The sequence below is a fragment of the Nostoc paludosum FACHB-159 genome (genome assembly GCF_014698835.1).
GTDB lineage: Bacteria > Cyanobacteriota > Cyanobacteriia > Cyanobacteriales > Nostocaceae > Nostoc > Nostoc paludosum.
Genome location: NZ_JACJTU010000024.1, coordinates 37,962 through 61,710, shown reverse-complemented (window position 1 = coordinate 61,710; position 23,749 = coordinate 37,962). Strand labels below are relative to the sequence as shown.

Below are 23,749 nucleotides of genomic sequence, written 5' to 3'. Positions count from 1 at the left end.
AGCTAGCGGTAGTGAGGCGGAAGTTGTTAAAAGCTTGGTCTAGCAAGGGAAAACACCCGATAAACTTCCCAACGGCTCCCCGACCAATTTTCTAACTTCTTTCCATACTGCCACAACTGTCGCCTAATGGAGCAAAATAACTTATGTGAATGGGCATGGGGCATTGGGCATTGGGCATTTGTCATTAGTTTTTCTTTGCGTCTCCGTGTCCCCGCGTCCCCGCGTCTTCCTCATCTCCCCATGCTCCATCCCCTATGCCCCATTCCCTTATTGATTATTCAGCATTTTCAGTGCTGCTAGTTGTGCTTGAGCTTTGTGCAGAGATTCATACCATTCTCTTTCAGGATCGCTATCTGCGACAATTCCCGCGCCAACTTGTCCCCACACAATGTTGAGTGAGGGGTGGGGGGATGGGGAAGACGCAGACAGGATTTGTGATAGACTCCCCGCGTCCCCGTGTCGCCCCGTCCCCGCGTCCTCTTGAGTTTGAGACGCGGGTGCTAGTAGCAGAGTGCGGATTAAGATATTTAAGTCTAAATTACCGCGCCAATCTAAATAGCCGCAGGAACCGTAGAATAAGCTGCGTCGCACGGGTTCTAATTCTTCGATAATTTCCATGCAGCGGATTTTGGGACAACCTGTAATTGTGCCACCTGGGAAGGTAGCACGAATCAAATCAATGCTGGTAGATTCGCTTTTTAAAGTACCTTTGATGTTGCTGACAAGATGCATCACATGGCTATATCGCTCAATTGTCAGCAATTCGTCTACAACAACGCTTCCCCATTGGCAGACTCGCCCTAAATCGTTGCGTTCCAAGTCCACAAGCATGATGTGTTCTGCACGTTCTTTGGTGTTGCTGAGTAAATCTTGCGCCAGTTGCATATCTTGTTCTGGGGTTGTGCCACGCGATCGCGTCCCGGCGATCGGTCTGGTTTGCGCTTGTCGGTTTTGCAACAATACCAACCGTTCCGGCGAACAACTCATCACTTCTCCCCAAGGCGTTTGCCAATAGCTAGCAAAGGGAGAAGGATTGATTTTTTGTAGGGCTTGGTAAATTTCCCAACCAGAAGCCGCTGTAGATGCTTGAAATCGCAACGAAAGATTTGTCTGAAAGATATCTCCAGCTTGAATATATTTTTTCGCCTGGTTGACAGACGTTTCATAATCTGCTTGTGATGTCAAAAAAAGAGGAGGGGGAGCAGGGGGCAGGCGATCGCTGAGCGTAGCCGAAGTGGTGCAAGGGAGAGGATTTTCTTCCCTGCCCTCTGCCTCTTTTTCATCCATTTGTCTCTTGTGCAATTTTTCCTGTAAATCATCAAGTCCAGTGCGATCGCCCGCAGCTAACCAAAGGATTTGTTCGGCGTGATCTAAAACTGCAAAACAATCTGGTTCGTACCAAAAAGCTACAGGAAATGGCAGGGGATCAATTTTTTTAGAAGGTAACTGTTCAATTTCCCATGCGACATCGTAGCTTAGCCAACCCAACCAACCACCGAGGAAGGGAAGGTGAGGTGGGGGATTGGGGATTGGGTATTGGTTATTCTCTCCATCTCCCCATCTCCCCGTCTCCCCATCTGGCTCTAACCCTTGCTGCAACAACTTTTCTAGGAAGGGGAAAACCTTCCCTAGTGCTGGTGTCCACATTTGTGGGATGCCATCGACTAGACGAGGAGCGCCTGCACAGATAGAATATCGACTTAGTTGGGGATGTTCGATTGGCGTTGGGTAAGGACTTTCCAGTAAGGTAGCAATTCCCGTTGTGGTGGGGCGAAACAAGGCAGCAAAAACTTCGGAACCTGTGCGCTTTTCTAAGGGTAGCGATCGCCAATACCAAGCCTTGGTCATACTATATTAGAAACTTTCGATTTTCAAGGGTGGCAAATTAGACTTTAGTTCCTACAGCTAGCCGTATTCCCCAGAATAAGACTAAAGTTGCAATAGCAAGCCAGTCAAGGCCTTTTAATCGTAAGTCGTGCCACTGAACTCGATGTTCGTTGGGACTGGTAAAACCTCGCACCATCATTGCATTCGCCATTTGTTCGGCTCGCAAGAGGAGATTATCTAACAATCTCTCTGCCACTGTCATCCAAACTTTAAATGCTCCTTTTAATCCCAGCTTTTTCCAATTGATTGCCCTTGTCATTACAGAACGGAATAAGTTTTGTACTTCTTCTAAAACTAAGGGAATAAAGCGCAAAGATAAAGTTAAAGTTAAAGCAATTTCTGTAACAGGCAACTTCAAACGCCGTAGGGGCTGCATTAAGCTTTCTATGCCAGATGTAATTTCTTCTGGTGCGGTTGTCAGTAGATACAGGTTGGTGCTGTAAATCACGGTAAAAATAATCGAACTCAGACTAACTCCTAATTCCAAAGAACGACGAGTTACTCTGACTGGGCCTTTATGAAATAGCACGTAGCTGTATTTTTGCCCTTCGGTTGTTTCTTCTTGAGCTACATTATTGGAATTTGGTGGCTGGGTTAATATTTGTTCGTTTGCTGGTAGGCGTGGCTGATAATCTACACCCATTGCATCGGGACTGATGGCCGCGATCGCTAAGACGAAAAATGATAGCATCAACAGCCAACCCATTTGCTGCCGCCATACTCGTCGGGGAATTTTTGCAAATAAGGTAGCAATAATCAATATTAGCACCAACAGCACCCGCCATAAGTTGTTTGCTAATACATAGCTGGTTAAAAAGCTCATCAACCAGGCAAACTTGACTCGCGGATCGATTTTATGCAACCAAGTTTGGGGTTGTTCTAAATAAAGTCCAAGTGGTAGCGATCGCAGTAAATCCATTTTAGCGTTAGGAGTTAAGAATTAGGAGTGAGGAGTTTTGACTTTAAGTTATAACTTTCACCTTGCATTACTATCAAACTCAAGTCCATAGGGTTGTATAGTTAGCAATTTTGGCTTTAACTCATAACTCCTAACTCATAACTCATAACTTGATTAAATGCGTGTATCAAACTCAAGTCCATAGGGTTGTATAGTTAGCAATTTTGGCTTTAACTCATAACTCCTAATTCATAACTCCTAACTTGATTAAATGCGTGTATCAAACTCAAGTCCATAGGGCTGTATAGTTAGCAATTTTGGCTTTAACTCATAACTCCTAACTCATAACTCCTAACTTGATTAAACGCGTGTTGCTCGATTAACGTTACCACTTTCAACATCACGAACTTTTTTACTCCGCCAAAGCAAACGAATGGGGCTACCTTTAAATCCTAGCTGTTCCCGGAATTGGCGCTCAATGTAGCGGCGGTAGTTGTCGTTAAAGCGTTTGGCGTCGTTGACAAATAAGGCGATGGTTGGCGGTTGGCTACTCACTTGTGTACCATAATAAATCTTGCCCTGACGCCCACTGCGGGATGCTGGTGGTGAATGCCAACTTACAGCGTCTGTTAATACTTCATTAATCACTGACGTACTGACTCGGCGTTTGTGAGATTCGGCGGCTGTGTTTACTAAATCTAGAATCTTTTCTACCCGTTGTCCTGACAAGGCACTCACAAAAATTGTTTCTGCCCATTCGGTAAAATGTAACCGCGCTTCCAGACTTTTTTCGTAGTCGTAGATTGTGTAAGAGTCTTTTTCCACAGCATCCCACTTATTAACTACGATGATGCAAGCTCGACCTTCGTCAACAATCCGCCCAGCTAATTTTTGGTCTTGCTCTGTGACTCCATCCAAGGCATCTAGTACTAATAAAACCACGTCAGCGCGGCGAATTGCTTTGAAAGCGCGGTTAATACTAAAAAATTCTGTGCCGTATTCTATTTGTTTCTTTTTCCGAATCCCAGCGGTGTCAATCAAGCGATAGGTTTGCCCTTCTCGCTCAACAACGGTATCAATTGCATCGCGGGTTGTACCAGAAATCGGGCTGACAATTGCTCTTTCTTCGCCAACAAAAGCATTGAGTAAACTAGATTTGCCCACGTTTGGCCGTCCCACGATTGCAACTTTGATTTCGTTACTTTCTGGGATTTCTCCAACAACAGGTATGTGATTAATTAACTCATCAAGTAACTCTCCAGTGCCACTGCCATGAATGGCTGAGATGGCATAAGGTTCGCCCAATCCCAATTCCCAAAATTCAGCAGCTTGGATTAAGCCTTGTTCTGGAGATTCACATTTATTGACAGCTAACAGCACGGGTACGGGTTGTTGGCGCAACCAAGTAGCGATTTCTTGGTCTGCGGATGTGGGGCCTGTTTGACCATCGACTACAAAAATCGCAGCACTCGCTTCTCTTAGCGCTGTCATTGCCTGTTGGCGAATTAGTGGTAAAAATTCCGTATCATCATTAAAAACTAAACCACCGGTGTCTACCACTAAAAATTCCCGATCGCGCCAGTAAGCATCCATATAGGTGCGATCGCGTGTCACCCCCGGTTCATCATGGACAATCGCCGTTTGTTCCCCGGCGAGACGATTAACCAGGGTAGATTTGCCCACATTTGGGCGTCCGATAATAGCAACAATTGGCAGTCCCATAAAACCAGGGTAAGTGAGAGACGTAGTATATCACATACTTACATTATATAGTGGGGCATAGGGCATGGGGCATAGGGCATAGGGATGAGGGAGTGAGGAAGAAGAGAGGCAGGGAAAAAGGTTAAAGGGAAAAGAGAAAAGGAATAAATTTAATCTTTCCCCCTTTCCCTTTCCCCATGCCCAATTTTCCAATAAAAAAAGGTAGGTCACCCTACCTCGAACCCAAAAAAAGCATTTTGTAACCAAATACCAGATCAAATATCACACAGGTTTTTGACAAATCCATTGCAAAACTATGACGAAGGTGTGACACTTAATTTTCGGTGGATTTCGCAATTGACCCAAGTTGTAACCCAGGCGGATAAGTACCTTCTTGTTTGGTACGCTTGATTTCAGCCTCTGTTATCCGCAAATTTAATTTTTGCGCCAACGCCCGCACAATATCTCCCCGGTCAATGACACCAGCTACAGCACCGGCAGGAGAAAGTACGGTAATCCAAGATAATTCCTGATTTTCTAGTTTGTTAATTACCTCAGCTAGTGTAGAAGACTCGGTAACATGAGGTATTTCTGTCAAGGGACGGGCAATGTTGTGTACAGTTTGAGTTTCCCATTGACTCCTTTCAATTAAACGCAAATCGTCGATGGAAATCAAACCCCGGTAACGTCCATCAGAAGCAGCAAAATAAACTTGCAAAGGAGCTGTTTCCAATAGGTATAAATCGGCAAAGGAACGCAATGTCTGGTCAGCATCAACTACTCGATAGTCGCGGATCATGGCATCGGCGGCCACGACCTTTAACAAGCTTTCTTGCAATGTAGTCACGTTGTCATAGCTGTTAGCGTTGCGGACAGCAAACCAACCCAACAGCGCAACCCACAAACCAAGTACTAACTCCCTGGTAAAGAAATCTATAACAAATCCGAAAGCGATCGCACTGTAACCCAAAATTTGCCCGGCTTTTGCAGCCCAGTGTACGGCTTGGAAACGATTACCTGTTACTTGCCATAGTGCTGCTTTTAACACTTGTCCCCCATCTAGAGGTAACCCAGGAATCATGTTAAATAGCGCCAACACTAAGTTAATTCTTGCTAAATCTTCTACCATCATACTGACTGTACTAGTATCAGGTAAAACGGTGGCTGCCAAACTTAGCAGGAAAAATAGTACGATACTCACTACAGGGCCAGCGATCGCTACTTGAAAGGCTTGTGCTGGAGTTTTAGATTCTTCTTCGATAGCAGCGATGCCGCCAAATAAAAACAGGGTTATAGAGTTAACTTTAATCCCTTGCGATCGGGCTACCAAACTGTGACCTAATTCATGTAACAACACCGAACCAAATAGCAGCAGTGCCATAACTATTCCTGCACTCCAAGCTATAACATTCCCCCATTCTTGGTAAGCTACCCCAAAATTTAGAGTTGCCAACCCTAAAATCACAAACCACAACGGGTCTAAAAACAGAGGGATTCCAAATAAAGACCCTATTTTCCAATTTGTTTGCATTACATTGTCCTAAAACTAGATATTTCCAATAACTCCTACACCGTAATTTTTCGTAAATGTTGGTAAATATATCTTCTAAGCATCATCGAATTGATGCTCAGTTATCAAATGCTCCAATTTCTAGAATAGACAATTAATGCTCTGTGGGAGTTCTGGGTACAGTAACTTGGACTGCTAATAGCATTGATGAGATCATGGTTCTTTCTCCTGCATGAATTAACTGATTGAGTCCGAGATCTAGGACTAATCCCGTCCCTCAAGCCACGTAAATCCCCTGCTGGGAAAGTAGCTGAATCCTCTCTTTCAGGAAAGGTTAGTACTTACATCCTCAGTTAGAGCAACTACACTAAGGCTGACTGGCTGATACTCGCTCGTTTTTCTTGCTGGAGAAAGAACCAAAATATTAATGCAATGTTAGAAGCAAGGTTTGTGTAATTTCAAACCTACAGACGACCGATGTTAGTTAGCCCTAAAACAATGCCAACGCCGATAACATGACCAAAAGCCATCGCTGCGATGAATGTTGGAATACTAACTGGCAGAATAGGGAATTTGGGGCCAACTAAGGGTTTTTCAATCCTAGTACTTAGCAAAAGAACTACCAAGCTACTAACACTGATAATGATTCCTACTGTGGGAGTCCAGACGGGTGTTGGAGGAACAGACGCCGCGGCTGCTAATAAAGTAGATGAAATCAAGCTTTTGTCTCCTAAATAGAAGGTTAATGTAGACCTACAAGATTATAAAGTTAGGAGGCGCAAAAGTTTTTGAGATAGTTTAGACTTTTCTGATGATTATTTTAAATTTGTGAAATTTTGATGCGCGTTAAGATTTGTGGTATTACTCAACCGGAACAGTCTATAGCGATCGCCTCTCTTGGCGCAACGGCACTAGGATTTATTTGTGTGCCTACTTCACCTCGCTATGTTACTACATCCCAAATTCAAGCAGCAGTAGCACAATTACCAAAAAATATTGACAAGATTGGCGTTTTTGCCAACGCTAGCATTGGCGAAATCAAGCAAATAGTTGTTGATTCTGGGTTAACTGGCGTTCAATTACACGGTGATGAATCGCCAGAATTTTGCGACCAATTACGCCAAGCTTTGCCCAATATCGAAATCCTCAAAGCATTTAGAATTCGTAGTCTTGAGCATCTTGAAACAACGGCTGATTACGTAAAGTACGTAGATACTTTACTACTCGATGCCTACCATCCTCAACAACTGGGTGGTACAGGCAAAACCTTAGATTGGACAATGTTACAGCAATATAGTCCCAATCGCCCTTGGTTTTTAGCTGGGGGACTAACAACAGATAATATTGTCCAAGCTTTGAGTCAGGTAAATCCTAGCGGCATTGACTTATCTAGTGGCGTAGAACGCGCACCTGGAGATAAGGATTTAGATAAGGTAGCACTCTTGTTTGAGCGGCTAGGGAGTAGAGAGTAGGGAGATGAGGAGATGAGGAGATGAGGAGATGAGGAGATGGGGAAGTGTGGGGAGTGTGGGGAGTGTGGGGAGTGTGGGGAGTGTGGGGAGATGGGGAAAAAGAGAATTTATGCTTCCCTTTCCTCCTACCCCTCCCTCTCCTCCCACACCTCCCACACCTCCCTCTCCTCCCACACCTCTCACACCTCCCTCTCCCAATGCCCCATTCCCTAAATAAACGTTGCCTGGTGGCGAATTAGGTTAAAGAGTTCTTCGCGCGTTTTGTGTTCTTCTTGAAATACACCAACCATTGCGCTAGTGACAGTCCAAGAACCTGGTTTTTGCACTCCCCTCATCACCATGCACATATGGGTGGCTTCCATGACAACGGCGACGCCTTGAGGTTCGAGAATGGTCTGAATTGCTTCTGCAATTTGACGGGTTAGTCTCTCTTGTACTTGCAAGCGGCGGGAATACATCTCGACAATTCGGGCTAGCTTACTCAGTCCCACAACTTTTTGATTGGGAATATAAGCAACGTGCGCTCTACCCATAAATGGCAGCATGTGATGTTCGCACAGACTAAAGAAATTAATATCTCGGACTAGTACCATCTCGTTATGTCCTTCGTCAAAGATGGCATCGTTCACGAGTTCTTCAAGAGATTGATTGTAGCCGCTAGTCAAAAACCGCATTGCCTCGGCTGCTCGTTTGGGAGTTTTCAGGAGTCCTTCGCGTTCTGGGTCTTCTCCAACGCCCAATATTAATGTCCGCACGGCGTCCATCATTTGCCCCATCTGTTCCTCTTTTGGTGGGAACACATCTGGTTGTCTCCCGTTGTGGGTGTTGCGATCTGGTCTTGGAGTTATGGCTTCTGCTAAGTCGGAAATTAAAGGCGATTGAGAGTAATTAGAACCGTTGGAACTAGCGATAGTCATGGTTGAGTCTGGGTTATGGTTTGAATTTAGTTATGAGTTAAGAGTTATGAGTTAAGAGTTGAAAAATTTGGGCTTGTTAATTGCAGTATGAATCTACGTGCTAAGACCCTACAGTTCGCGTTCTCACAAAGGTTTGATATCAAACAAAATCGTTTTCATACTTTGATTGGGCAAGAACTTTTAACTCTTAACTCCTAACGAAAGCAATTAGAGTGCGCCTGCACTGGGCATTATGGTCAATTCATCGATAACTGCCTGTTGTGGTAACAACACTGAGTGGAGAATTAACTCGCCTATAGTTTCTGGGTTTAACATTTTGGAACGGTCAAAATCGGCCTTAACTGTTTGTGTGTCCCAAATTTCGGTATTGACTGCACCAGGACAAATGGCTGTGACGCGAATGCCGTGGGCGCGTTCTTCTTGTGCCAAGGTTTGAGAGAGGGATAACAAACCGGCTTTGCTGACGTTGTATGCTCCCCAATAGGGAAATGCTTGCTTGGAGGCAATGGAGGCAACATTAATAATTGTGCCTCTGCCACGATCGCGCATTAATGGCAATAATGCCGTAATACACTCAAACACACTGGTGAGATTAAGGTCAATTACTTGTTGCCAATCTGAGAGAGAAGTTTCAATTAAACTACCTGTATACCCCATGCCAGCATTGTTTACCAAAATATCTATATCACCAAAGTCAAGGGCGATCGCTTGAATCTTCTCTTTTACTTGGGAGATTTGCCCTAAATCTAAAGCGTAAGCTTTTGCTTCCACCCCAGTATGCTCTAAGGCTTCTTTGACTGCCTCCAATTTCTCTAAAGAACGGCTGACTAAGGCCACATCTATTCCTGCCTTTGCAAAGGCTAAAGCCGTTGCTTTCCCAATCCCACTACTTGCCCCAGTAATTAAGGCGCGTCGTTTTTGCTCAGCACTCATGGTGTCTCCCAATTTTTTGGCAATTCCCAAAGCCTATTACCACCCAATTATTCTGAACTTTGAGCTTTGATAGATTAAAGGAATCTAAAAATCCGATGATTGTCATAAAGCAACTGCTATTATGCAGTGCAATACCTGGTATATTGTGGGTTTTCTCAGTAAAGACTACAAATCATCGCTTGAGAATTCACCCCGTAGACCCAAAGTAAATTACTTAATGATACAAGAGCCACTCAATTATATTGAGTAGTTCTGCCAAACATGCCAATGCCTATGGCTCATGAGATTGTTAAAAATCTTTAAGCACCATAGGCAATTATAGCATTGCTACTAGGCTAAATAATAATTATGCACTGCTGTTAATGTGCAACCTCTGTAAAAACACCAATTTTGCGGAATTTTTCGTAGCGCAGTTGTCGGCGTTCGGGTGCTGTTAAACGGTTAAGTTCTTCCAAATTTTCCAACAGTACTTGCTTGAGAGTGGTAGCGGCTTTCAAGGGGTCGGCATGAGCGCCACCGATGGGTTCTGGCAAAATTTGGTCGATAATTCCTAAATTTTTCAGGTCGTGGGAAATAATTTTCAGAGCGACGGCGGCTTGGGGAGCCTTGCCAGCATCTTTCCACAAAATAGCGGCACAGGCTTCGGGGGTAGCAACGGTATAAACTGAATGTTCAAACATCAGTAGCCGATCGCCAACACCAATACCGAGTGCGCCACCAGAACCACCTTCACCGATGACTGTGCAAATAATAGGCACATCTAAGCAAAACATTTCGCGCAAGTTATAAGCGATCGCTTCCCCTTGACCTTGGTGTTCGGCTTCCACCCCAGACCAAGCCCCCGGAGTGTCGATGAAAGTTAAAATCGGCATTCCAAACTTGTTGGCGTGTTCCATCAACCGCAATGCTTTACGATAGCCGCCAGGGTAAGGCATACCAAAGTTACGAGCAATATTGTCCTTGGTATCGCGACCCTTTTGATGACCCAACATCACCACGGGTTGTCCGCCCAGACGCCCGACACCACCAACTAAAGCTGGATCGTCACCACCAGTGCGATCGCCATGCAACTCCATCCATTCATCACTAATTGCCTGAATGTAATCTAGAGTACTAGGGCGGCGCGGATGACGAGCGACTTGTAATCGCTGGGATGGGGATAAACTACTAAAAATTTCCTCACGCAGTTGCATAGCGCGTGTTTCTAGTTGACGAATTTGACCAGAAACATCGACGCCATTTTCTTCAGCAAGTTGCCGAATTTGATCGATTCGGGTTGCAAGTTCAGCTAGAGGTTTTTCAAAATCCAACAGTAGCGGTTTACGTTCAGTAGTTGCCATAGTTAGAAGATAGAGAATAGGCAATAGGCAATAGGCAATAGGTAATAGGGATTTAGTATTTAGGTGTTGGAGATTGAGAATTGAAAAGGATTTCTCAGTACCCAGTCCCCAGTCCCCAGTACCCAGTCCCCAGTCCCCATTTGCTAAACCAACAACGGTCTAAATCCATGTTTCACTGACACCCGACCAATCTGCTCCATTTTGTCTACGGTAATCTGATTTCGCCCCCATGAAAAGTTCGTGTACAACTTCTCAAATTCCAACAGCATGGATTCTGCAAAACAAGCAAACAACTGGCGTGCTGGTACGTCCATATTGACGATTTTCATAATTTTCCAGTCAATATCCAGGGAATGCTCTACAATTCCACCATTTAACACGTGTACGCCGGGATGCTGAATTTTTGTTGCTAAATTTTTAGGATAACCACCATCAATCAACAAACATGGTCGTTTTAAAATGGTAGGTTCAATTTCCACGCCTTTGGGCATACTAGCAACCCAAACTACAATATCAGCTTGGGGTAGTGCTTGGGTCAAACTCATGACTTTTCCTCGTCCCAGTTGACCTTGCAATTCTTGGAGACGTTCTTGGTCGCGGGCTATTAGCAGAAGTTCTTGGACATCTGTTCTCGCATCTAGCCAGCGTGTAACTGCACTACCAATATCGCCAGTTGCGCCACATACAGCGACTGTTGCTTTTGAGAGTTCAATTCCTAACTGTTTTGATGCTTCTTCTACCTGCCGACTAATAATATAGGCAGTGTGAGTATTTCCTGTAGTGAAGCGTTCAAATTCTAGTTTGATGTTGCGGACTTGGCTAAATTGTTCCAATTTAAAATTTTCAAAAATAATCGAGGAAAATCCGCCTAAGGCCGTAATATTAATGCCATGTTTTTGTGCGTGTGCCATAGCGTTAAGCACTTTACGCGTTGCTGCTTTGATGCGACGGGTAGCTAGCATCTCTGGCAAAAAGCAAGATTCTACATAGCGTCCTTCAATTTTCTGTCCAGTCACACTGGTAACAGTGATATTATCAACAATCTGTGGTGGGGCGCTGCACCAAAAGTCTAGCCCTTGATCGGCATATTCTGGGTATCCCAATTCTTGAGCTACCGCTTGAGCGTGTTCTAAACTAGTCAGATGTCCAATTAGACCAAACATGTAATGATTATTAGCCTTGTGCTGTCTTGAGCGCGTGAAATGAGTTGGAAGAGACGCGATGAATCGCGTTTGTACAAGAGACGCGATTCATCGCGTCTGTACAAGAGTTAGGAGTAGAGACGCAATATATTGCGTCTCTTGTAATTCCTAATTCCTGGCTGAATTATTTTTCACTCCTAAGTTTTTAAGCCGCTGCGAGTCCGTGGGCTGACAAACGCATAATCTCGAAAGTTTTGAAACCGATGTTACCTAATGCTTCACCGTACTGAATCATAAAGTCTTCTATTAAAGCTTCTTTTTCCATCGCTAAAGTTTTGGCATCATCCGCTACTTGGTTGAGCATTTTCCAAACAAGTGGGAGGTTTTGGCGATTTGCTTCTTCTAATTCGGCTTTGGATTCGGCAAAGTGTTCTTTGAGCCAAACTTCTCCAAAGTTGAGATGACTATACTCATCTTTGACTACTCCCTCAGTGATTTTGCGGGCAAAGTCATCAGCAACGGGGATGTAGATGTTGTATGCTGCGATCGCAAAACATTCAATAATCAAAGACTGAATCAACAAACAAGTGACGACTTTGCCTTGGGCGGCCGCTGTTTGGAAGTTTTGGTGTAGTCCAGAGAAAAATTCTTTGGCAAATTGCAAATCTGGAGTCACTTGTAAATTGCGTCCACAAGCTTCAAATCCTTTCTTGTGGCGACTTTCCATCTTAGATAAACGAATTAATTCTTGTTCAGATTCTGGCAGCAGTTGAGCTAGTTGGATGTAATTCTCATGGGCTTCTTGTTCCCCTTCAATGACGATGGCATTAATCCGGCTATAGGCGTCTTTGTATTTTTCACTGTGGAAATCAATTTCATGAGATTGGTCTGTAAGCTGCTGCATGGTATGTTTTCTCCTGTAAAAAAGAATTATTTGACACCAGGATTCAATTTACCCCAAGAACAGAGGGTAATAATCATTGTGGTTTAATTTAACTTAACAAGTAACTATGTTTATAGATTAGCTGTTGCTGGGGTCGATGCTCTAGTACTAGAGAAACAAATGTTTTGCTGTGCAACTCATGTCAAAACCAAACTGGAATTTCAAATCTGGCGATTTTTTGAGCCTAGTAGTGTTACTGCTAGGAGCATTTATCGTTCTACTACCGCTGTTTGTGGTCTTTCTCACCTCCTTTGCACCGTCGGTCGCCACTGCAAAAGATTTGTCCAAAAATAACTGGTCTTTAGCAAATTACCAGGCTGCATGGCAACAAGGTAAATTTTTACTGGCGTTTGCTAATTCTACCTTGGTAGCGATCGCTGTGACAGCGTTTCAGATTCTCACCTCTGCTTTAGCTGGTTACGCCCTCGCACGCCTGAAGTTTCGCGGACGCCAAGCACTGCTGTTGGTTGTTTTGGCCACTTTGGTGATTCCCTTTCAATTGTTGGTAATTCCAATTTTTTTGGTGTTGAAGTGGGGACACCTGATAAATACTTATGGGGCACTAATTTTACCCACTGCTGTTAACGGCTTCGGTATTTTCTTGCTACGTCAATATTTCCAGACAATTCCCTTAGAGTTAGAAGAAGCCGCAGCCATAGACGGCGCCAACCGACTGCAAATTTTGTGGCGAGTGATGTTACCTTTAGCCCGTCCGGCGTTAGTAACACTATTTTTGTTCACCTTCATCGGCGAATGGAATGATTTGTTTAAGCCTTTAGTGTTTACCACACGACCGGAATTAAGGACTGTGCAGTTAGCGTTAGCTGAATTTCAGGAGCAATTTACGAATAGTTGGCCTTTGATGATGGCAGCGGTAACAATAGCCACAGTTCCAGTGATGGTATTATTTTTGATTGGTCAGCGTCAGTTTATTCAGGGTATTGCGACGACAGGGATTAAGAATTAGGCAGGTTGACTATTAACTAACCCCCTTTGAGTCGAGTGTAATATCAATTTCAAAAAAGAATCCGACAAATAGACAACTTGTAGAGACGCGATGAATCGCGTCTTCAGCCAAAAATGCGTCACAATCATGTCAATGGCATTGTATCGCGTGACAATGGCATTGCATCGCATGACAATGGCATTGCATCGCATGACAATGGCATTGCATCGCATGACAATGGCATTGCATCGACTGACAATGGCATTGCATCGACCTGCAATGGCAATATTTAATGGAAATCCACGAGAAAAATATCAACTTTTATTACAGGGTGCGTAATTCTTACAGGCCAACCTGAACCAATAAATATACATATTCCATTCAGTAAGCCAAGCACTCATGAGTTCTCAACCCATCTTAGACCCTCAAAGATTAGAGCAGTTACAAAGCGAGATTCAGGAAAAATTTGATGAAACCCTAAAAAACGCTGACTTCAACTCACTACTTGAAAAGTACGGCATATTAGAAGATAGAGTTTTGAGAGTTTATTGGCAGTTTAATCTTGACCCCAATCAACTCAAATCTGATGATACAGTTGATGAACAGCAACCTAATGCTTTATTAGCAACAACTCCAAAAGAAGAAATTGTGTTAGTTAAAAAAGCGTGGTGTATCCCTTGCCCTTCAACTGGTAGCCCTTTAGGTTGCAACTGCTAAATAATTTAATAATTTAGTTTTTGTAAAAAGTTTATCCTAGTCAATAACTCTGATTTTTTGAGCGCAAGTTGATAATGTCTCAAAATCGAAGCAGTTTGTACTGGGAATTAGGGATAGTGAGTACTCTAGCAATTGCTGGAGTACTCACTTACTGTGAGGGTTTTGCTTTAGCCCAAATTCAAAAGGATGACACCCTTGGAGTTGAAAGTTCAATCGTTACACCAAAGTTAATTGATGGTCAGTCCATAGAGCAGATTGATGGCGGAGCAATACGCTCCAAAAACTTGTTCCACAGCTTTGACAAGTTTTCTGTGTCTGAAGGAATGACAGCGTATTTTAACAATCCAATAGATACTCACAATATTATCAGCCGAGTCACCGGCAATTCTATTTCTAATATAGAGGGCATTATCAAAACAAATGGTAATGCCAACCTATTTTTGATTAATCCCAACGGCATTATTTTTGGTAAAAATGCTTCTTTAAACATTGATGGTTCATTTGTAGCTAGTACGGCAAGTAGTTTAAACTTTGCTGATGGTACAAAATTTAGTGCTACAGTTCCTCAATCTGCACCTCTGTTGACAGTAAGCGCTCCCATTGGCTTAGAATTTGGATCAACTGCGGCTCCCATTCGCAATCAATCCCAAGCAAGCCCACAAGGTGCAACTAACAGCGTTGGGCAAGGTGTTGGACTACAAGTGCAGCCAGGCAAAATGTTAGCACTCATCGGCGGTGACATAACACTAGAGGGTGGAAATTTAACTGCAAATGCAGGAAGAATTGAATTAGGAAGCGTTGCTCCTTATAGTTTGGTCACTGTGAGTTCAGTAAATCAAGCTTGGGCATTTAGATACGATGGGGTTAAAAATTTTCAAAATATCGAATTCATCAAGTTAAATAAAATTTTCTCTACAGTAGATACCACTGGCGAAACTAGCGGTAATATCAACCTCCAAGGCAAACGTGTTCTGGTAGACGGTTCATACATGTTTGCTTTTAATTTGGGAATGGAACCAGGAGGAAATATAGAAGTTAACGCTACGGAATCTGTGGAACTTGGAAAAAATGCGTTCTTAGCTACTGGAACTTTGAAGACCGGAAACTCTGGAAGCATAAATATCACTACTAAAAAGTTCATTGCTAAAGATGGAGCGCAGGTATCAATTTTTAATGGTGGCTCAGGACTATCAGGGGAATTGACCATTAACGCGTCAGATTCAGTAGAACTAATCAGCGGCTTCTCTGTTCCTATGTTGCCAGATGGTAGTGATATAGTATCCAGCGGATTATTTAGTGAAACTTTTGGTAGTCAAAATGCTGGCAACATAACAATCAACACGGGGAAGTTGCGTATTCATGGTGGAGCAAGAATATCAACAAGTTCTGAAGGCATCTATAGATTTAAACTTAACGAATTTACACCAGTTACAGGAAAGGGAGGAAAGTTGACGGTGAACGCCTCTGAGTCTATTGAACTAATAGGAACTTCACCAAATGGTTCTAGGGTCAGTGGCTTGTTTTCCAGAACTGAAGGCCCTGGAGATGGAGGAAACTTAACGGTAAGAACAGGGCAATTGATTATCAAAGATGGAGCTGCAATAACTGTCAACAGCCAAGCTCGAAAGAATGTCATTTATGTGGGAGGAGATCCAAAAAATTTAGGTAAAGCAGGCGATTTAGATATAACTGCTAACTCTATTTTGCTGGACAATAAAGGAAAACTCATATCTAATAGTGAATCAGGCCAAGGCGGAAATATTAGCTTACAGGTGCGGGACTTATTATTGATGCGCGGTAGTAGTCAAATATCGACTAACGCCGGGGGTGATAAAACTGGCGGTAACATCACCATCAATGCACCTAATGGCTTTGTTGTCGCTCCGCTTTTTGCAAATAGCGATATCACCGCCAATGCTTTCTCTGGGACTGGTGGTAAGATTGCGATCGCCACTAAAAACATCTTTGGATTTCTCCCCCGCACCCGTGCAGATGTAGAAAAGTTAGATGCACAAGAAATAAACCCAAATAACCTACAAACAAGTGACATCACGGCATTTTCTCAACAAAATCCTTCATTAGGTGGCACAGTACAAATCAACTCTCCAGATGTAGACCCCAGTAAAGGCTTAGTGGAACTACCGAGAAATTTAGTAGACGCTTCCCAGCAAATTGCTGCTGGTTGTGGTTCTGGTGGGACAGCAGCCAGGAGTTCATTTACTAACACTGGACGCGGAGGAACATTAGCCGATCCTACACAGCCGTTGATAGCTGATGCAGTGCTAGCAGATTGGATAACACTAAATCCAGAAACTGAAAATCGTGCTGAGGGAATCGAGAATAAAGATATTCAGGCACAGCGAAATACAGACGGCTCACAAAAAGTGGATTCTGTCAACGAACCTAGTGAAATTGTCGAAGCCCAAGGATGGATATTCGATGCCAATGGTAACGTGGTTTTGGTTGCTGAAGTACCCACTGGGATGCCTTATACTTCGATGCTCACGGCTGCATCTTGTCCTGCTAATTAAAAATTGGCTTTGTTGACTAACGTTGATTAATTGTGTGCAGAAGTGAAAGTTTATAAACTCTGATAAAAAATAAAAAATTGATTAGAAATTTAGATGTATGCTGCATGAAATTACTCAAGCTTTCCTGCTGTCGGCAATTGTTACTTCTTGAAAAAGGTGAAATATCTAGTTATGACCAATGTTAAGCACTGGGTTAAAGGTCTAGGAATTGCGGTAACTGGTGTAATAGTTATATCTGGAAATTCTGCTATTGCTCAAATTCATCAGGATGATACTTTACCTAATAATTTTGGTATTCCAACACAGGAGAGTATCAGAATGATTAAAGGTAGAACCCAATCTGAAAGTAATCTACCGCAGAGTTTTAAACTATTTTCTGTTCCTACCCTAAGCACACTTTACTGCAAAAGCAACACAGAGACTGAGAATATTATTAACCGTTTAACGGATCAAAACTATAGCGTATCAAAAGATAATATCCTGGAATTTAATTACAGTATTGATCCATCAGAAATTCAAGATAAAAATACTGATGGAGAAAAACAAGTGACGGATTATTTACCACTAGTAATTCCAGCTAACCCTATCCAGTTAGCAAGTTGCACTTGCTGGTCAAATATTATACATGACTTTGTTACCTGCCCCTGCCGTTAATTTGAGAACATCCCACTTTCGTTGACATAAGCGATCGCCCCTTGTATGGTCGCCTCTTGGTTATGACATTGAGAGGAGCGATCGCCCCTTGTACTCAAACTCATGTGTGGATGGGATGCTTGTTCCATCATCCCCAACACCGACACAACAAACATAGGCTTACACCTTATTTTGTCTACTCTTTTACTCAGCGAGAGATTAGAGGAGGTATCAATTATTCTTGTTGCATCAACAACAGTTAGCAACCAGATTCATCAATGCTTTAAGGAAATCCAAGAAAAATATATGAAGTTATGTTAAACAATGCGTAATTATTACTAGTCAAGCTGAAGTCATAATTATGGGAGTTCGCAAGAGCTTTATAAAGGGTAAGGCGATCGGGCCAGTCTAGACTCTGTATATCTGATTCCTTAGTTGCCAAGCTGTACTAATCGAATTCAATTTAAATTAGTACATCACAACAAAAGTTTCTACATCTATCGATCTGCAAGGAGAGCATAATTCATGGATTCTCAAACATTACAGCCAACAGTTTTAGATGCTCAAACATTACAGAAGTTACAAGATGATATTCAGCAGGAAATGTGTGAGAGTCTGAATAAAGCTAACTTCAGAAAAATACTCGAAAAGTATGGTATATCATCACAAGAAGTTATCAAATTTCAGTGTACACTTGATTTAACTAAACTCCAATCTAATCAAGCTAATGAAGGTCAACAGTTACAGAACTTTTTAGGATTACTTCCAAGCAAGCTTATCCATTTATCAGTTTGTACTTGTTGGTCAGAAGATGAAGGTAAACTTGTTGATTGCCCGTGCCGTTAATCCTTAACAGTACTGTCAACTTAATATCTGTTCTTATTTTATTACTAATACCTGAACAGTAAAAAAGTTTAAGTTGATAAAATATCCATGAATTATATTTATAAACTATCGCATTCAAAACAATAGTTTATAAATATAAAACCAACATTTTGATATTCGCAGTTTATTTTTTTTGAAAAATGTAAAACGCTATCAATTTTGGTAAAAGTCGAAACCCAATTACCAATTTTACTGTAGCCAATTTAATCTTAGGTATAGCGTTGTTGTTTAGCAGCTTTTACTTTATTCGGAAAGGTGCAATATCCAGTATGGGTAATCTTTGGATCTGGTCTAAAGCGGTAGGAGTTGCAACAGGTGGTGCAATAGTTTTCTACACAAATTTTGCTATTGCCCAAACCACAATTATTCCAGATGGTACTCTATCTACTAATTCTGTTGTTACAACACAAGGCAATATCACAACTATTGAAGGTGGAACCGCAGTAGGAAGCAATTTGTTCCACAGTTTTAAAGATTTTTCTGTACTTCCTGGAGCTACTGCTGAGTTTATAAATACTGAAGGTGTTGAAAACATTATTAGCCGAGTAACAGGGAAATCCTTTTCTAATATTGAAGGCATCATTAAAGCTCAACACAAAGCGAACCTGTTTCTAATTAATCCCAACGGGATTATTTTTGGTTCCAATGCTTCTTTAAACATCGGCGGATCATTTGTGGCGAGTACAGCGAGTAGTGTGAACTTTGCCGATGGTAGTAAATTTAGCGCCACTGATCCCCAAACTGTACCGTTGCTGAAAGTAAGTGTTCCCATTGGGTTAGAATTTGGGGCAACTGCGGAGCCTATCCGCAATCAATCCCAAGCACCTAGTCGAGATAACACAACTAATATCTTACGGCGTCCCGTGGGTCTACAAGTGCAACCAGGCAAAACCTTAGCACTTATAGGTGGTGACATAACATTAGAAGGCGGAAATTTAACAGCAGTGTCAGGACGAATTGAGTTAGGCAGTGTCACTGCCAATAGTTTGGTAAGTGTAAATCAAACAAACCAGGATTTGTCCTTTGGATATGAAAATGTCCAAAATTTCCAGAACATTAGACTAATCGGGCGAGTAGCTAATGGTTCTGAAATTCCGTCTCAGGTTGATGCTAGTAATGTATCTGGTCGTGGCGGTAGTATTCAGGTGCAGGCTAAGGGCTTAGAACTGACTGGCAATGGTGTCAGTTTGATAAGTCAAACTAGGGGTAATGAAGATGGGGAAAGTATAAAAATTACTACAAGGAAATTAATTGTTCAGGATGGTGCACAAGTAACTACTACTACTGCTAGAAATAAGGGTGCTGGGGGAAATTTGATTATTGATGCCTCCGATTCCGTGGAGCTAATTGGTAGTCTTAGATCGCCAAATACTCTGACTGGATTTTTTACTGTCAGCGCTGGTGAAGGGAAGGCGGGTAACATTACAATCACAACTGGAAAATTGCGTATCAAAGATGGGGCAAGGTTAACAGCAGAGTCTAGTGGAACAGTACAAAACTCACAAGTAATATCCGGTGAAGGAAAAGGAGGGAATATAACTGTGAGAGCTTTGGAGTCAGTAGAGATATCTGGAAAGCCAATACCAAATCGCCCCAGTATTTTGTCGGCATCAACTCTAAACTTCGGAAACGCGGGAATAGTTGATATCTCCACAGGACAATTGATTGTGCGCGATGGAGGTGAAATCACTGTGAGCGTTAGGGTTGCAGGTAACGCAATTTCCCAAGGAGATACAAGTAATCCAGGCACACCAGGTGCACTAAACATAACTGCTCGCTACATTCTGCTCGACGAAGGGAGCCTCACTTCTAATAATAAGTCGGGGCTGGGGGGGAATATTTCACTAGAGGTGCGGGACTTATTACTGATGCGCCGCAACAGCCAAATATCCACTAATGCAGAAGGTAATGGAGATGGGGGTAATATCAGGATCAATGCACCAAATGGCTTCATCGTCGCTCCTTTCTTTGGAAATAGCGATATCACTGCTAATGCCATCTCTGGCTCTGGTGGCAAAATCACAATTACTACTAAAAATATCTTTGGATTTGTAAGGCGCACCGGTGCAGAGGTAGAGAGGCTCGATCCAACAGGGGAAAAAGACCCGAATAATCTGCGAACAAATGACATCACAGCTTTTTCTCAGGAAAACTCTTCATTAGATGGCACCGTAGAAATTAACTCGCCAGATGTTGACCCCAGTAAGGGATTAGTGGAACTACCTGCAAATCTAGTCGATCCTTCTCAGCAAATTGCTGCTGGTTGTGGTTCTGGTGCAAAAACGGCCAGGAGTTCATTTAATAACATTGGGCGTGGAGGAACAACACCCGATCCCACACAGCCTTTGATGGCTGATGCAGTCCTAGCAGATTGGATAACACTGAATCCAGAAAGTGAGAATCGCGCTAACGGAATGAACAATAGAGTAGTTGTTGAAAAGCAGCAGAACACAAAATCACAGAAAGTGAATTCTGTCAACGAACCTAGTGAAATTGTCGAAGCCCAAGGATGGGTAACGGATGCCAATGGTAACGTGGTTCTGGTTGCTCAAGTACCAACTGCAACGCCCCATAATTCATCGCTTACAGCTGCATCTTGCGCTGCTAATTAGAAATTCAGATATAACGTTTTCAGTATGGATCGGCAGTAGTGTAACACAGCTGTGTTACCCTGCAATCTTGCAGGCAATTAAAATCGGCTAGAAGTTAAAAATTCTCTGGATCGATGTTCAATTCTCGTAACTTTGCGGCCATACGCGATGCCTACGGCTGGCTACATTTCTGCTCCTTTCCCAAAGCTTGCAATTTCACTGTAAGTAGCCTCATATCAGGATATGAATCTAGAATTTAAGTGAGATAACCAAAAAGCTAGTTTTAATCTCAACAAGCAGGGCATCAGCTTTGAAGTAGCTATGACAATCTTCAATGACTCTCTAGCTTATATATTCGATGATGAATGGCATTCTGTTGGTGAAGGACGGGAAATCATTATCGTATATGACCAAGATAATCGCCTGTTATTAGTCTGTTTTACTGAAAGAGCAAACGTTATCCGTATCATTAGCGCACGTCTAGCAACCAAAAAAGAACGAAGAGATTATGAAGAATTCACAGGCTTCTGAATCTCCCAACAACACAAATGATGACTTGCTTGGAGAGTATAACTTTGACTATTGCAAAGCCTTGCCTAACAGTTTCGCCTCTCAGGGCAAAAAGGCTCCTTTGATAGTTACCCTTGATGCCGATGTTGCTGAGGTATTCAAAACATCAGAAGCTGTTAATAATGCTCTGCGTGCCTTACTGTCAGCAATTCCCAAAGTTTAGAGAGGCAGTAGGAGTGTAGGAGTGGGGAGATGAGGGAGATGAGGGAGGTGGGTGAAACATTCGTCGCATTAATTTGGGTGTGAATAGATCAGCCAAAAAACTCAGTAAAAATTATAATCATTCCTCTAAGGTGTTGAGAGAGCCTCTAACAAAGACTCTCTCAACGTATGTTTGTAATTTGAGATGATGGGATGGTTGGGTATTGAATACGAAGACAAAATTAACTTAAATTAAGTTTTAAATTTCCCCAAATATGATTTTCAAGGAGGGTAAGGAAAAGTAAACAATAACTAATGAAACCTACGGTCGAGCAACTTGAAGCATTTTTTGATTTTTGCGTTCGCACTAGCAATTTATTCCGTGACATAACCCTGGTGAGATTTGATGAGAGAAGTAACCGAATCGTAATTTTGATTGGTGAATTTATCCAAGTAGAAATTCTTAGTAATGGGGAGAAAATAATAGAATGAATGACTATTTAAGCCTTAGCGAAGCAGAACTGAGAAAATACGTGATTGCACACCCTGACGATGAAGACGCATTTCAGCACTATATGGAAATTGTTAGGTCAAAGCCTGGACGTGTAGTAGTCAAGACTACAGAACAATTAATAGAGGAAATAAAAAAGAGAATGGCATCCTAGGCCGGTCGAGGGCTGGTGGAGGAGATGAGGGAGATGGGGAGATGGGGAGACGCGGGGACGCAGGGAGTGAGGGAGATGGGGAAGTGTGGGGAGTGTGGGGGGAAAGATTTCTTCCCCATCCTCCCACACCTCCCACACCTCCCACACCTCCAATGCCCCATGCCCAATGCCCCATGCCCTAATTCGTCTCCTGAATCTGCAAACGTACAGTGTGTTCTGTCGTACCACTGAGTTGCAATTCCATGATTTCACCACCCAGAGGTTCTAAGCAACTGAGGAGCGATCGCAAATTAGGTGTACTTGCGCCAGTATCTACATATAATCTATCTGCCAAATTGCCGATACGTTTCCAAGTCATATACAGTTTGGCGATGGTTTGTTCCATTTGAGACGCTTGATTGACTAAATCAGCAGCAATACTCAAACAGCCTACTCTTTGCGCTTCTTCTAAGGCTGTTTCGATATCAATATTTTCCTGCACCAAGGCCTGGACTTGAGCTGCCCCTTTGAGGTATTTTGCTAAATTACGCGCTTCTGTAGTTACCTGTTTCAAGGTATCTACATCAGGATTGGCAGCTATTTCCTTCTGGATAAACTTTTGGTGCGATTCTGGCAGTTTTTCCATTTCTTTTACCAGAGGGGCAATGTAGCGCGGCGGTAGTGTGTTATCTGCGGCTTTTGCTCTGACTGGTTCCGGTAGTAATTCTGAGGACATAGCTGTCCATTCATCGGTGAGTTGTCGCACTTCTCGCCTGGTGATGCGATCGCCTTTTTGGGCGGCTTCAGTCACCATGTGTTGTACTTCTGGGACGGCTTTGGAGGTTTCGACAAATGCCCGTTTGCTAAAGTTATTCACTGCGCTGGGGTCTAGTTTGCCTTCTTCTAAAAGAGTATCAGCACTATTAGCCAGTTGAATCCAGGCATAAGCTTGACTTTTGCTGATTTCCCGTTCTTTTAGCCATCTGAGAAAACCTGTACCGCGTCCGTCACCACCAATTTTCTCTCTGTCGCGGATTGCACGTAAAATTCGCCCCCGCCAGATTTCAGTTTGCAAATCGAAGCGATCGCATACCTGCCAAGCTATTTCGAGCTGCTGTTGAAAATCTGACTCTAGAATCTGTTCATCTTCTGGATCTGGTAGTTCAAAGGTGAGATCTGCTGGCTGTTGCAAAGCAGCAGCAAGGTCGTTGATGGAGTCGGTATCTTGCACAATTGATAGCTAACGAGTAGTGTATGCGACCGGCTTATTATGCCACAATCTGGGAATTCTAACTTAAGGGACAAGACGGTATTTTCAATTACAACAAACATAGATAAAGGGGTAAAC

The 23,749-nt window shown here is 42.8% G+C and carries 26 protein-coding genes and 1 pseudogene; 12 read left to right on the top strand and 15 right to left on the bottom strand.

From position 1 onward, the window contains the following. Positions 1-26: 26 nt before the first annotated feature. The 6 genes from H6H03_RS23105 to psaK form a co-directional block, all read right to left on the bottom strand. Positions 27-185, bottom strand: coding sequence for a hypothetical protein (locus H6H03_RS23105; protein WP_190957406.1), 159 nt, complete (start codon positions 183-185; stop codon positions 27-29). A gap of 82 nt (positions 186-267) precedes the next feature. Further along, positions 268-1,848, bottom strand: a complete 1,581-nt coding sequence (locus tag H6H03_RS23100) for an anthranilate synthase component I (protein WP_190957405.1) — start codon at positions 1,846-1,848, stop codon at positions 268-270. Between the two features lie 37 nt (positions 1,849-1,885). Next, on the bottom strand, positions 1,886-2,806 hold the full coding sequence (locus H6H03_RS23095; RefSeq protein WP_190957404.1) for an energy-coupling factor transporter transmembrane component T family protein: 921 nt from the start codon (positions 2,804-2,806) through the stop codon (positions 1,886-1,888). Positions 2,807-3,145: 339 nt separating this feature from the next. Beyond that, complete coding sequence (der, locus tag H6H03_RS23090) at positions 3,146-4,507, bottom strand: ribosome biogenesis GTPase Der (RefSeq protein WP_190957403.1); 1,362 nt, start codon at positions 4,505-4,507, stop codon at positions 3,146-3,148. A gap of 313 nt (positions 4,508-4,820) precedes the next feature. Beyond that, positions 4,821-6,017 (bottom strand): site-2 protease family protein, encoded by a 1,197-nt coding sequence (locus tag H6H03_RS23085; RefSeq protein ID WP_190957402.1) that lies wholly within the window; start codon positions 6,015-6,017, stop codon positions 4,821-4,823. Between the two features lie 443 nt (positions 6,018-6,460). Further along, the gene (gene psaK / locus H6H03_RS23080; protein ID WP_190957401.1) at positions 6,461-6,715 is read right to left on the bottom strand and encodes a photosystem I reaction center subunit PsaK; all 255 of its coding nucleotides are present in this window, start codon (positions 6,713-6,715) and stop codon (positions 6,461-6,463) included. 120 nt (positions 6,716-6,835) lie between these two features. Here psaK and H6H03_RS23075 point away from each other — a divergent pair, with 120 nt between their 5' ends. Beyond that, positions 6,836-7,468, top strand: a complete 633-nt coding sequence (locus H6H03_RS23075) for a phosphoribosylanthranilate isomerase (protein WP_190957400.1) — start codon at positions 6,836-6,838, stop codon at positions 7,466-7,468. On the opposite strand, the gene H6H03_RS23070 is transcribed toward H6H03_RS23075, so the two are convergent. The 6 genes from H6H03_RS23070 to H6H03_RS23045 all read right to left on the bottom strand — a co-directional run bounded on the left by H6H03_RS23070 (position 7,451) and on the right by H6H03_RS23045 (position 12,704). Continuing rightward, entirely contained in the window at positions 7,451-7,666 is a 216-nt protein-coding gene (locus H6H03_RS23070) for a collagen-like triple helix repeat-containing protein (RefSeq protein WP_190957399.1), read from the bottom strand. The two genes, H6H03_RS23075 and H6H03_RS23070, sit on opposite strands and share 18 nt — an antisense overlap. 11 nt (positions 7,667-7,677) lie before the next feature. Then, entirely contained in the window at positions 7,678-8,385 is a 708-nt protein-coding gene (gene folE / locus H6H03_RS23065) for a GTP cyclohydrolase I FolE (RefSeq protein ID WP_190957398.1), read from the bottom strand. 207 nt (positions 8,386-8,592) lie between these two features. Beyond that, on the bottom strand, positions 8,593-9,318 hold the full coding sequence (locus tag H6H03_RS23060) for an SDR family oxidoreductase (protein WP_190957397.1): 726 nt from the start codon (positions 9,316-9,318) through the stop codon (positions 8,593-8,595). Positions 9,319-9,677: 359 nt separating this feature from the next. Next, on the bottom strand, positions 9,678-10,658 hold the full coding sequence (locus tag H6H03_RS23055) for an acetyl-CoA carboxylase carboxyltransferase subunit alpha (RefSeq protein WP_190957396.1): 981 nt from the start codon (positions 10,656-10,658) through the stop codon (positions 9,678-9,680). A gap of 143 nt (positions 10,659-10,801) precedes the next feature. Beyond that, positions 10,802-11,821 carry a long-chain acyl-[acyl-carrier-protein] reductase gene (locus H6H03_RS23050; protein ID WP_190957395.1) on the bottom strand — a complete coding sequence of 340 codons (1,020 nt, stop codon included), beginning with the start codon at positions 11,819-11,821 and terminating at the stop codon, positions 10,802-10,804. Positions 11,822-12,005: 184 nt separating this feature from the next. Continuing rightward, entirely contained in the window at positions 12,006-12,704 is a 699-nt protein-coding gene (locus H6H03_RS23045) for an aldehyde oxygenase (deformylating) (protein ID WP_190957394.1), read from the bottom strand. A gap of 178 nt (positions 12,705-12,882) precedes the next feature. On the opposite strand from H6H03_RS23045, the gene H6H03_RS23040 reads away from it, so the two are divergent. The 5 genes from H6H03_RS23040 (at position 12,883) to H6H03_RS23020 (ending at position 17,591) form a co-directional block, all read left to right on the top strand. Beyond that, on the top strand, positions 12,883-13,710 hold the full coding sequence (locus tag H6H03_RS23040) for a carbohydrate ABC transporter permease (RefSeq protein WP_190957393.1): 828 nt from the start codon (positions 12,883-12,885) through the stop codon (positions 13,708-13,710). 90 nt (positions 13,711-13,800) lie between these two features. Continuing rightward, complete coding sequence (locus tag H6H03_RS23035) at positions 13,801-14,028, top strand: hypothetical protein (protein ID WP_190957392.1); 228 nt, start codon at positions 13,801-13,803, stop codon at positions 14,026-14,028. 60 nt (positions 14,029-14,088) lie between these two features. Beyond that, entirely contained in the window at positions 14,089-14,406 is a 318-nt protein-coding gene (locus H6H03_RS23030; RefSeq protein WP_190957391.1) for a hypothetical protein, read from the top strand. Positions 14,407-14,480: 74 nt separating this feature from the next. Next, complete coding sequence (locus tag H6H03_RS23025) at positions 14,481-16,937, top strand: two-partner secretion domain-containing protein (RefSeq protein ID WP_190957390.1); 2,457 nt, start codon at positions 14,481-14,483, stop codon at positions 16,935-16,937. A 171-nt stretch (positions 16,938-17,108) separates the two neighbouring features. Next, on the top strand, positions 17,109-17,591 hold the full coding sequence (locus H6H03_RS23020; RefSeq protein ID WP_190957389.1) for a hypothetical protein: 483 nt from the start codon (positions 17,109-17,111) through the stop codon (positions 17,589-17,591). Here H6H03_RS23020 and H6H03_RS23015 read toward each other — a convergent pair. Next, positions 17,588-17,746: a hypothetical protein gene (locus H6H03_RS23015; RefSeq protein ID WP_190957388.1), complete on the bottom strand. Its 159-nt coding sequence runs from the start codon at positions 17,744-17,746 to the stop codon at positions 17,588-17,590. The two genes, H6H03_RS23020 and H6H03_RS23015, sit on opposite strands and share 4 nt — an antisense overlap. 349 nt (positions 17,747-18,095) lie before the next feature. Between H6H03_RS23015 and H6H03_RS23010 the strand changes: the two genes are divergently transcribed. The 6 genes and pseudogenes from H6H03_RS23010 (at position 18,096) to H6H03_RS42080 (ending at position 22,422) form a co-directional block, all read left to right on the top strand. Then, complete coding sequence (locus H6H03_RS23010) at positions 18,096-18,416, top strand: hypothetical protein (RefSeq protein ID WP_190957387.1); 321 nt, start codon at positions 18,096-18,098, stop codon at positions 18,414-18,416. A gap of 308 nt (positions 18,417-18,724) precedes the next feature. Beyond that, entirely contained in the window at positions 18,725-21,067 is a 2,343-nt protein-coding gene (locus H6H03_RS23005; RefSeq protein ID WP_190957386.1) for a filamentous hemagglutinin N-terminal domain-containing protein, read from the top strand. 255 nt (positions 21,068-21,322) lie between these two features. Beyond that, positions 21,323-21,577, top strand: a pseudogene (locus H6H03_RS23000) (BrnT family toxin); the annotation flags it as partial. Next, positions 21,555-21,779 (top strand): hypothetical protein, encoded by a 225-nt coding sequence (locus tag H6H03_RS22995; protein ID WP_190957385.1) that lies wholly within the window; start codon positions 21,555-21,557, stop codon positions 21,777-21,779. The pseudogene H6H03_RS23000 and the gene H6H03_RS22995, both read left to right, overlap by 23 nt. A gap of 293 nt (positions 21,780-22,072) precedes the next feature. Further along, positions 22,073-22,249: a DUF6888 family protein gene (locus tag H6H03_RS22990; protein WP_190957384.1), complete on the top strand. Its 177-nt coding sequence runs from the start codon at positions 22,073-22,075 to the stop codon at positions 22,247-22,249. After that, positions 22,246-22,422 (top strand): DUF6887 family protein, encoded by a 177-nt coding sequence (locus tag H6H03_RS42080; protein ID WP_390842896.1) that lies wholly within the window; start codon positions 22,246-22,248, stop codon positions 22,420-22,422. Before H6H03_RS22990 ends, H6H03_RS42080 begins: the two co-directional genes overlap by 4 nt. Here the strand turns inward: H6H03_RS42080 and H6H03_RS22985 are convergent. Both H6H03_RS22985 and H6H03_RS22980 read right to left on the bottom strand, forming a co-directional pair. Continuing rightward, the gene (locus H6H03_RS22985) at positions 22,376-22,597 is read right to left on the bottom strand and encodes a hypothetical protein (RefSeq protein ID WP_190957383.1); all 222 of its coding nucleotides are present in this window, start codon (positions 22,595-22,597) and stop codon (positions 22,376-22,378) included. The two genes, H6H03_RS42080 and H6H03_RS22985, sit on opposite strands and share 47 nt — an antisense overlap. Before the next feature lie 3 nt (positions 22,598-22,600). After that, on the bottom strand, positions 22,601-23,632 hold the full coding sequence (locus tag H6H03_RS22980) for a hypothetical protein (RefSeq protein WP_190957382.1): 1,032 nt from the start codon (positions 23,630-23,632) through the stop codon (positions 22,601-22,603). Positions 23,633-23,749: the final 117 nt, after the last annotated feature.

Excerpts from the sequence above, each read along its gene's own strand:
- H6H03_RS23085 (WP_190957402.1), bottom strand. The coding sequence starts at position 6,017 with ATGCAAACAAATTGGAAAATAGGGTCTTTATTTGGAATCCCTCTGTTT.
- H6H03_RS23045 (WP_190957394.1), bottom strand. The coding sequence starts at position 12,704 with ATGCAGCAGCTTACAGACCAATCTCATGAAATTGATTTCCACAGTGAA.
- H6H03_RS22990 (WP_190957384.1), top strand. The coding sequence starts at position 22,073 with ATGAAACCTACGGTCGAGCAACTTGAAGCATTTTTTGATTTTTGCGTT.
- H6H03_RS23050 (WP_190957395.1), bottom strand. The coding sequence starts at position 11,821 with ATGTTTGGTCTAATTGGACATCTGACTAGTTTAGAACACGCTCAAGCG.
- H6H03_RS23060 (WP_190957397.1), bottom strand. The coding sequence starts at position 9,318 with ATGAGTGCTGAGCAAAAACGACGCGCCTTAATTACTGGGGCAAGTAGT.
- H6H03_RS22995 (WP_190957385.1), top strand. The coding sequence starts at position 21,555 with ATGAAGAATTCACAGGCTTCTGAATCTCCCAACAACACAAATGATGAC.
- der (WP_190957403.1), bottom strand. The coding sequence starts at position 4,507 with ATGGGACTGCCAATTGTTGCTATTATCGGACGCCCAAATGTGGGCAAA.
- H6H03_RS23040 (WP_190957393.1), top strand. The coding sequence starts at position 12,883 with ATGTCAAAACCAAACTGGAATTTCAAATCTGGCGATTTTTTGAGCCTA.
- H6H03_RS23030 (WP_190957391.1), top strand. The coding sequence starts at position 14,089 with ATGAGTTCTCAACCCATCTTAGACCCTCAAAGATTAGAGCAGTTACAA.
- H6H03_RS22985 (WP_190957383.1), bottom strand. The coding sequence starts at position 22,597 with ATGGGGCATTGGGCATGGGGCATTGGAGGTGTGGGAGGTGTGGGAGGT.
- H6H03_RS23035 (WP_190957392.1), top strand. The coding sequence starts at position 13,801 with ATGAATCGCGTCTTCAGCCAAAAATGCGTCACAATCATGTCAATGGCA.
- H6H03_RS23020 (WP_190957389.1), top strand. The coding sequence starts at position 17,109 with ATGACCAATGTTAAGCACTGGGTTAAAGGTCTAGGAATTGCGGTAACT.
- H6H03_RS23025 (WP_190957390.1), top strand. The coding sequence starts at position 14,481 with ATGTCTCAAAATCGAAGCAGTTTGTACTGGGAATTAGGGATAGTGAGT.
- H6H03_RS23015 (WP_190957388.1), bottom strand. The coding sequence starts at position 17,746 with ATGTTTGTTGTGTCGGTGTTGGGGATGATGGAACAAGCATCCCATCCA.
- H6H03_RS23005 (WP_190957386.1), top strand. The coding sequence starts at position 18,725 with ATGGGTAATCTTTGGATCTGGTCTAAAGCGGTAGGAGTTGCAACAGGT.
- H6H03_RS23105 (WP_190957406.1), bottom strand. The coding sequence starts at position 185 with ATGACAAATGCCCAATGCCCAATGCCCCATGCCCATTCACATAAGTTA.
- H6H03_RS23095 (WP_190957404.1), bottom strand. The coding sequence starts at position 2,806 with ATGGATTTACTGCGATCGCTACCACTTGGACTTTATTTAGAACAACCC.
- H6H03_RS23075 (WP_190957400.1), top strand. The coding sequence starts at position 6,836 with ATGCGCGTTAAGATTTGTGGTATTACTCAACCGGAACAGTCTATAGCG.
- H6H03_RS23100 (WP_190957405.1), bottom strand. The coding sequence starts at position 1,848 with ATGACCAAGGCTTGGTATTGGCGATCGCTACCCTTAGAAAAGCGCACA.
- H6H03_RS23055 (WP_190957396.1), bottom strand. The coding sequence starts at position 10,658 with ATGGCAACTACTGAACGTAAACCGCTACTGTTGGATTTTGAAAAACCT.
- folE (WP_190957398.1), bottom strand. The coding sequence starts at position 8,385 with ATGACTATCGCTAGTTCCAACGGTTCTAATTACTCTCAATCGCCTTTA.
- H6H03_RS42080 (WP_390842896.1), top strand. The coding sequence starts at position 22,246 with ATGAATGACTATTTAAGCCTTAGCGAAGCAGAACTGAGAAAATACGTG.
- H6H03_RS23010 (WP_190957387.1), top strand. The coding sequence starts at position 18,096 with ATGGATTCTCAAACATTACAGCCAACAGTTTTAGATGCTCAAACATTA.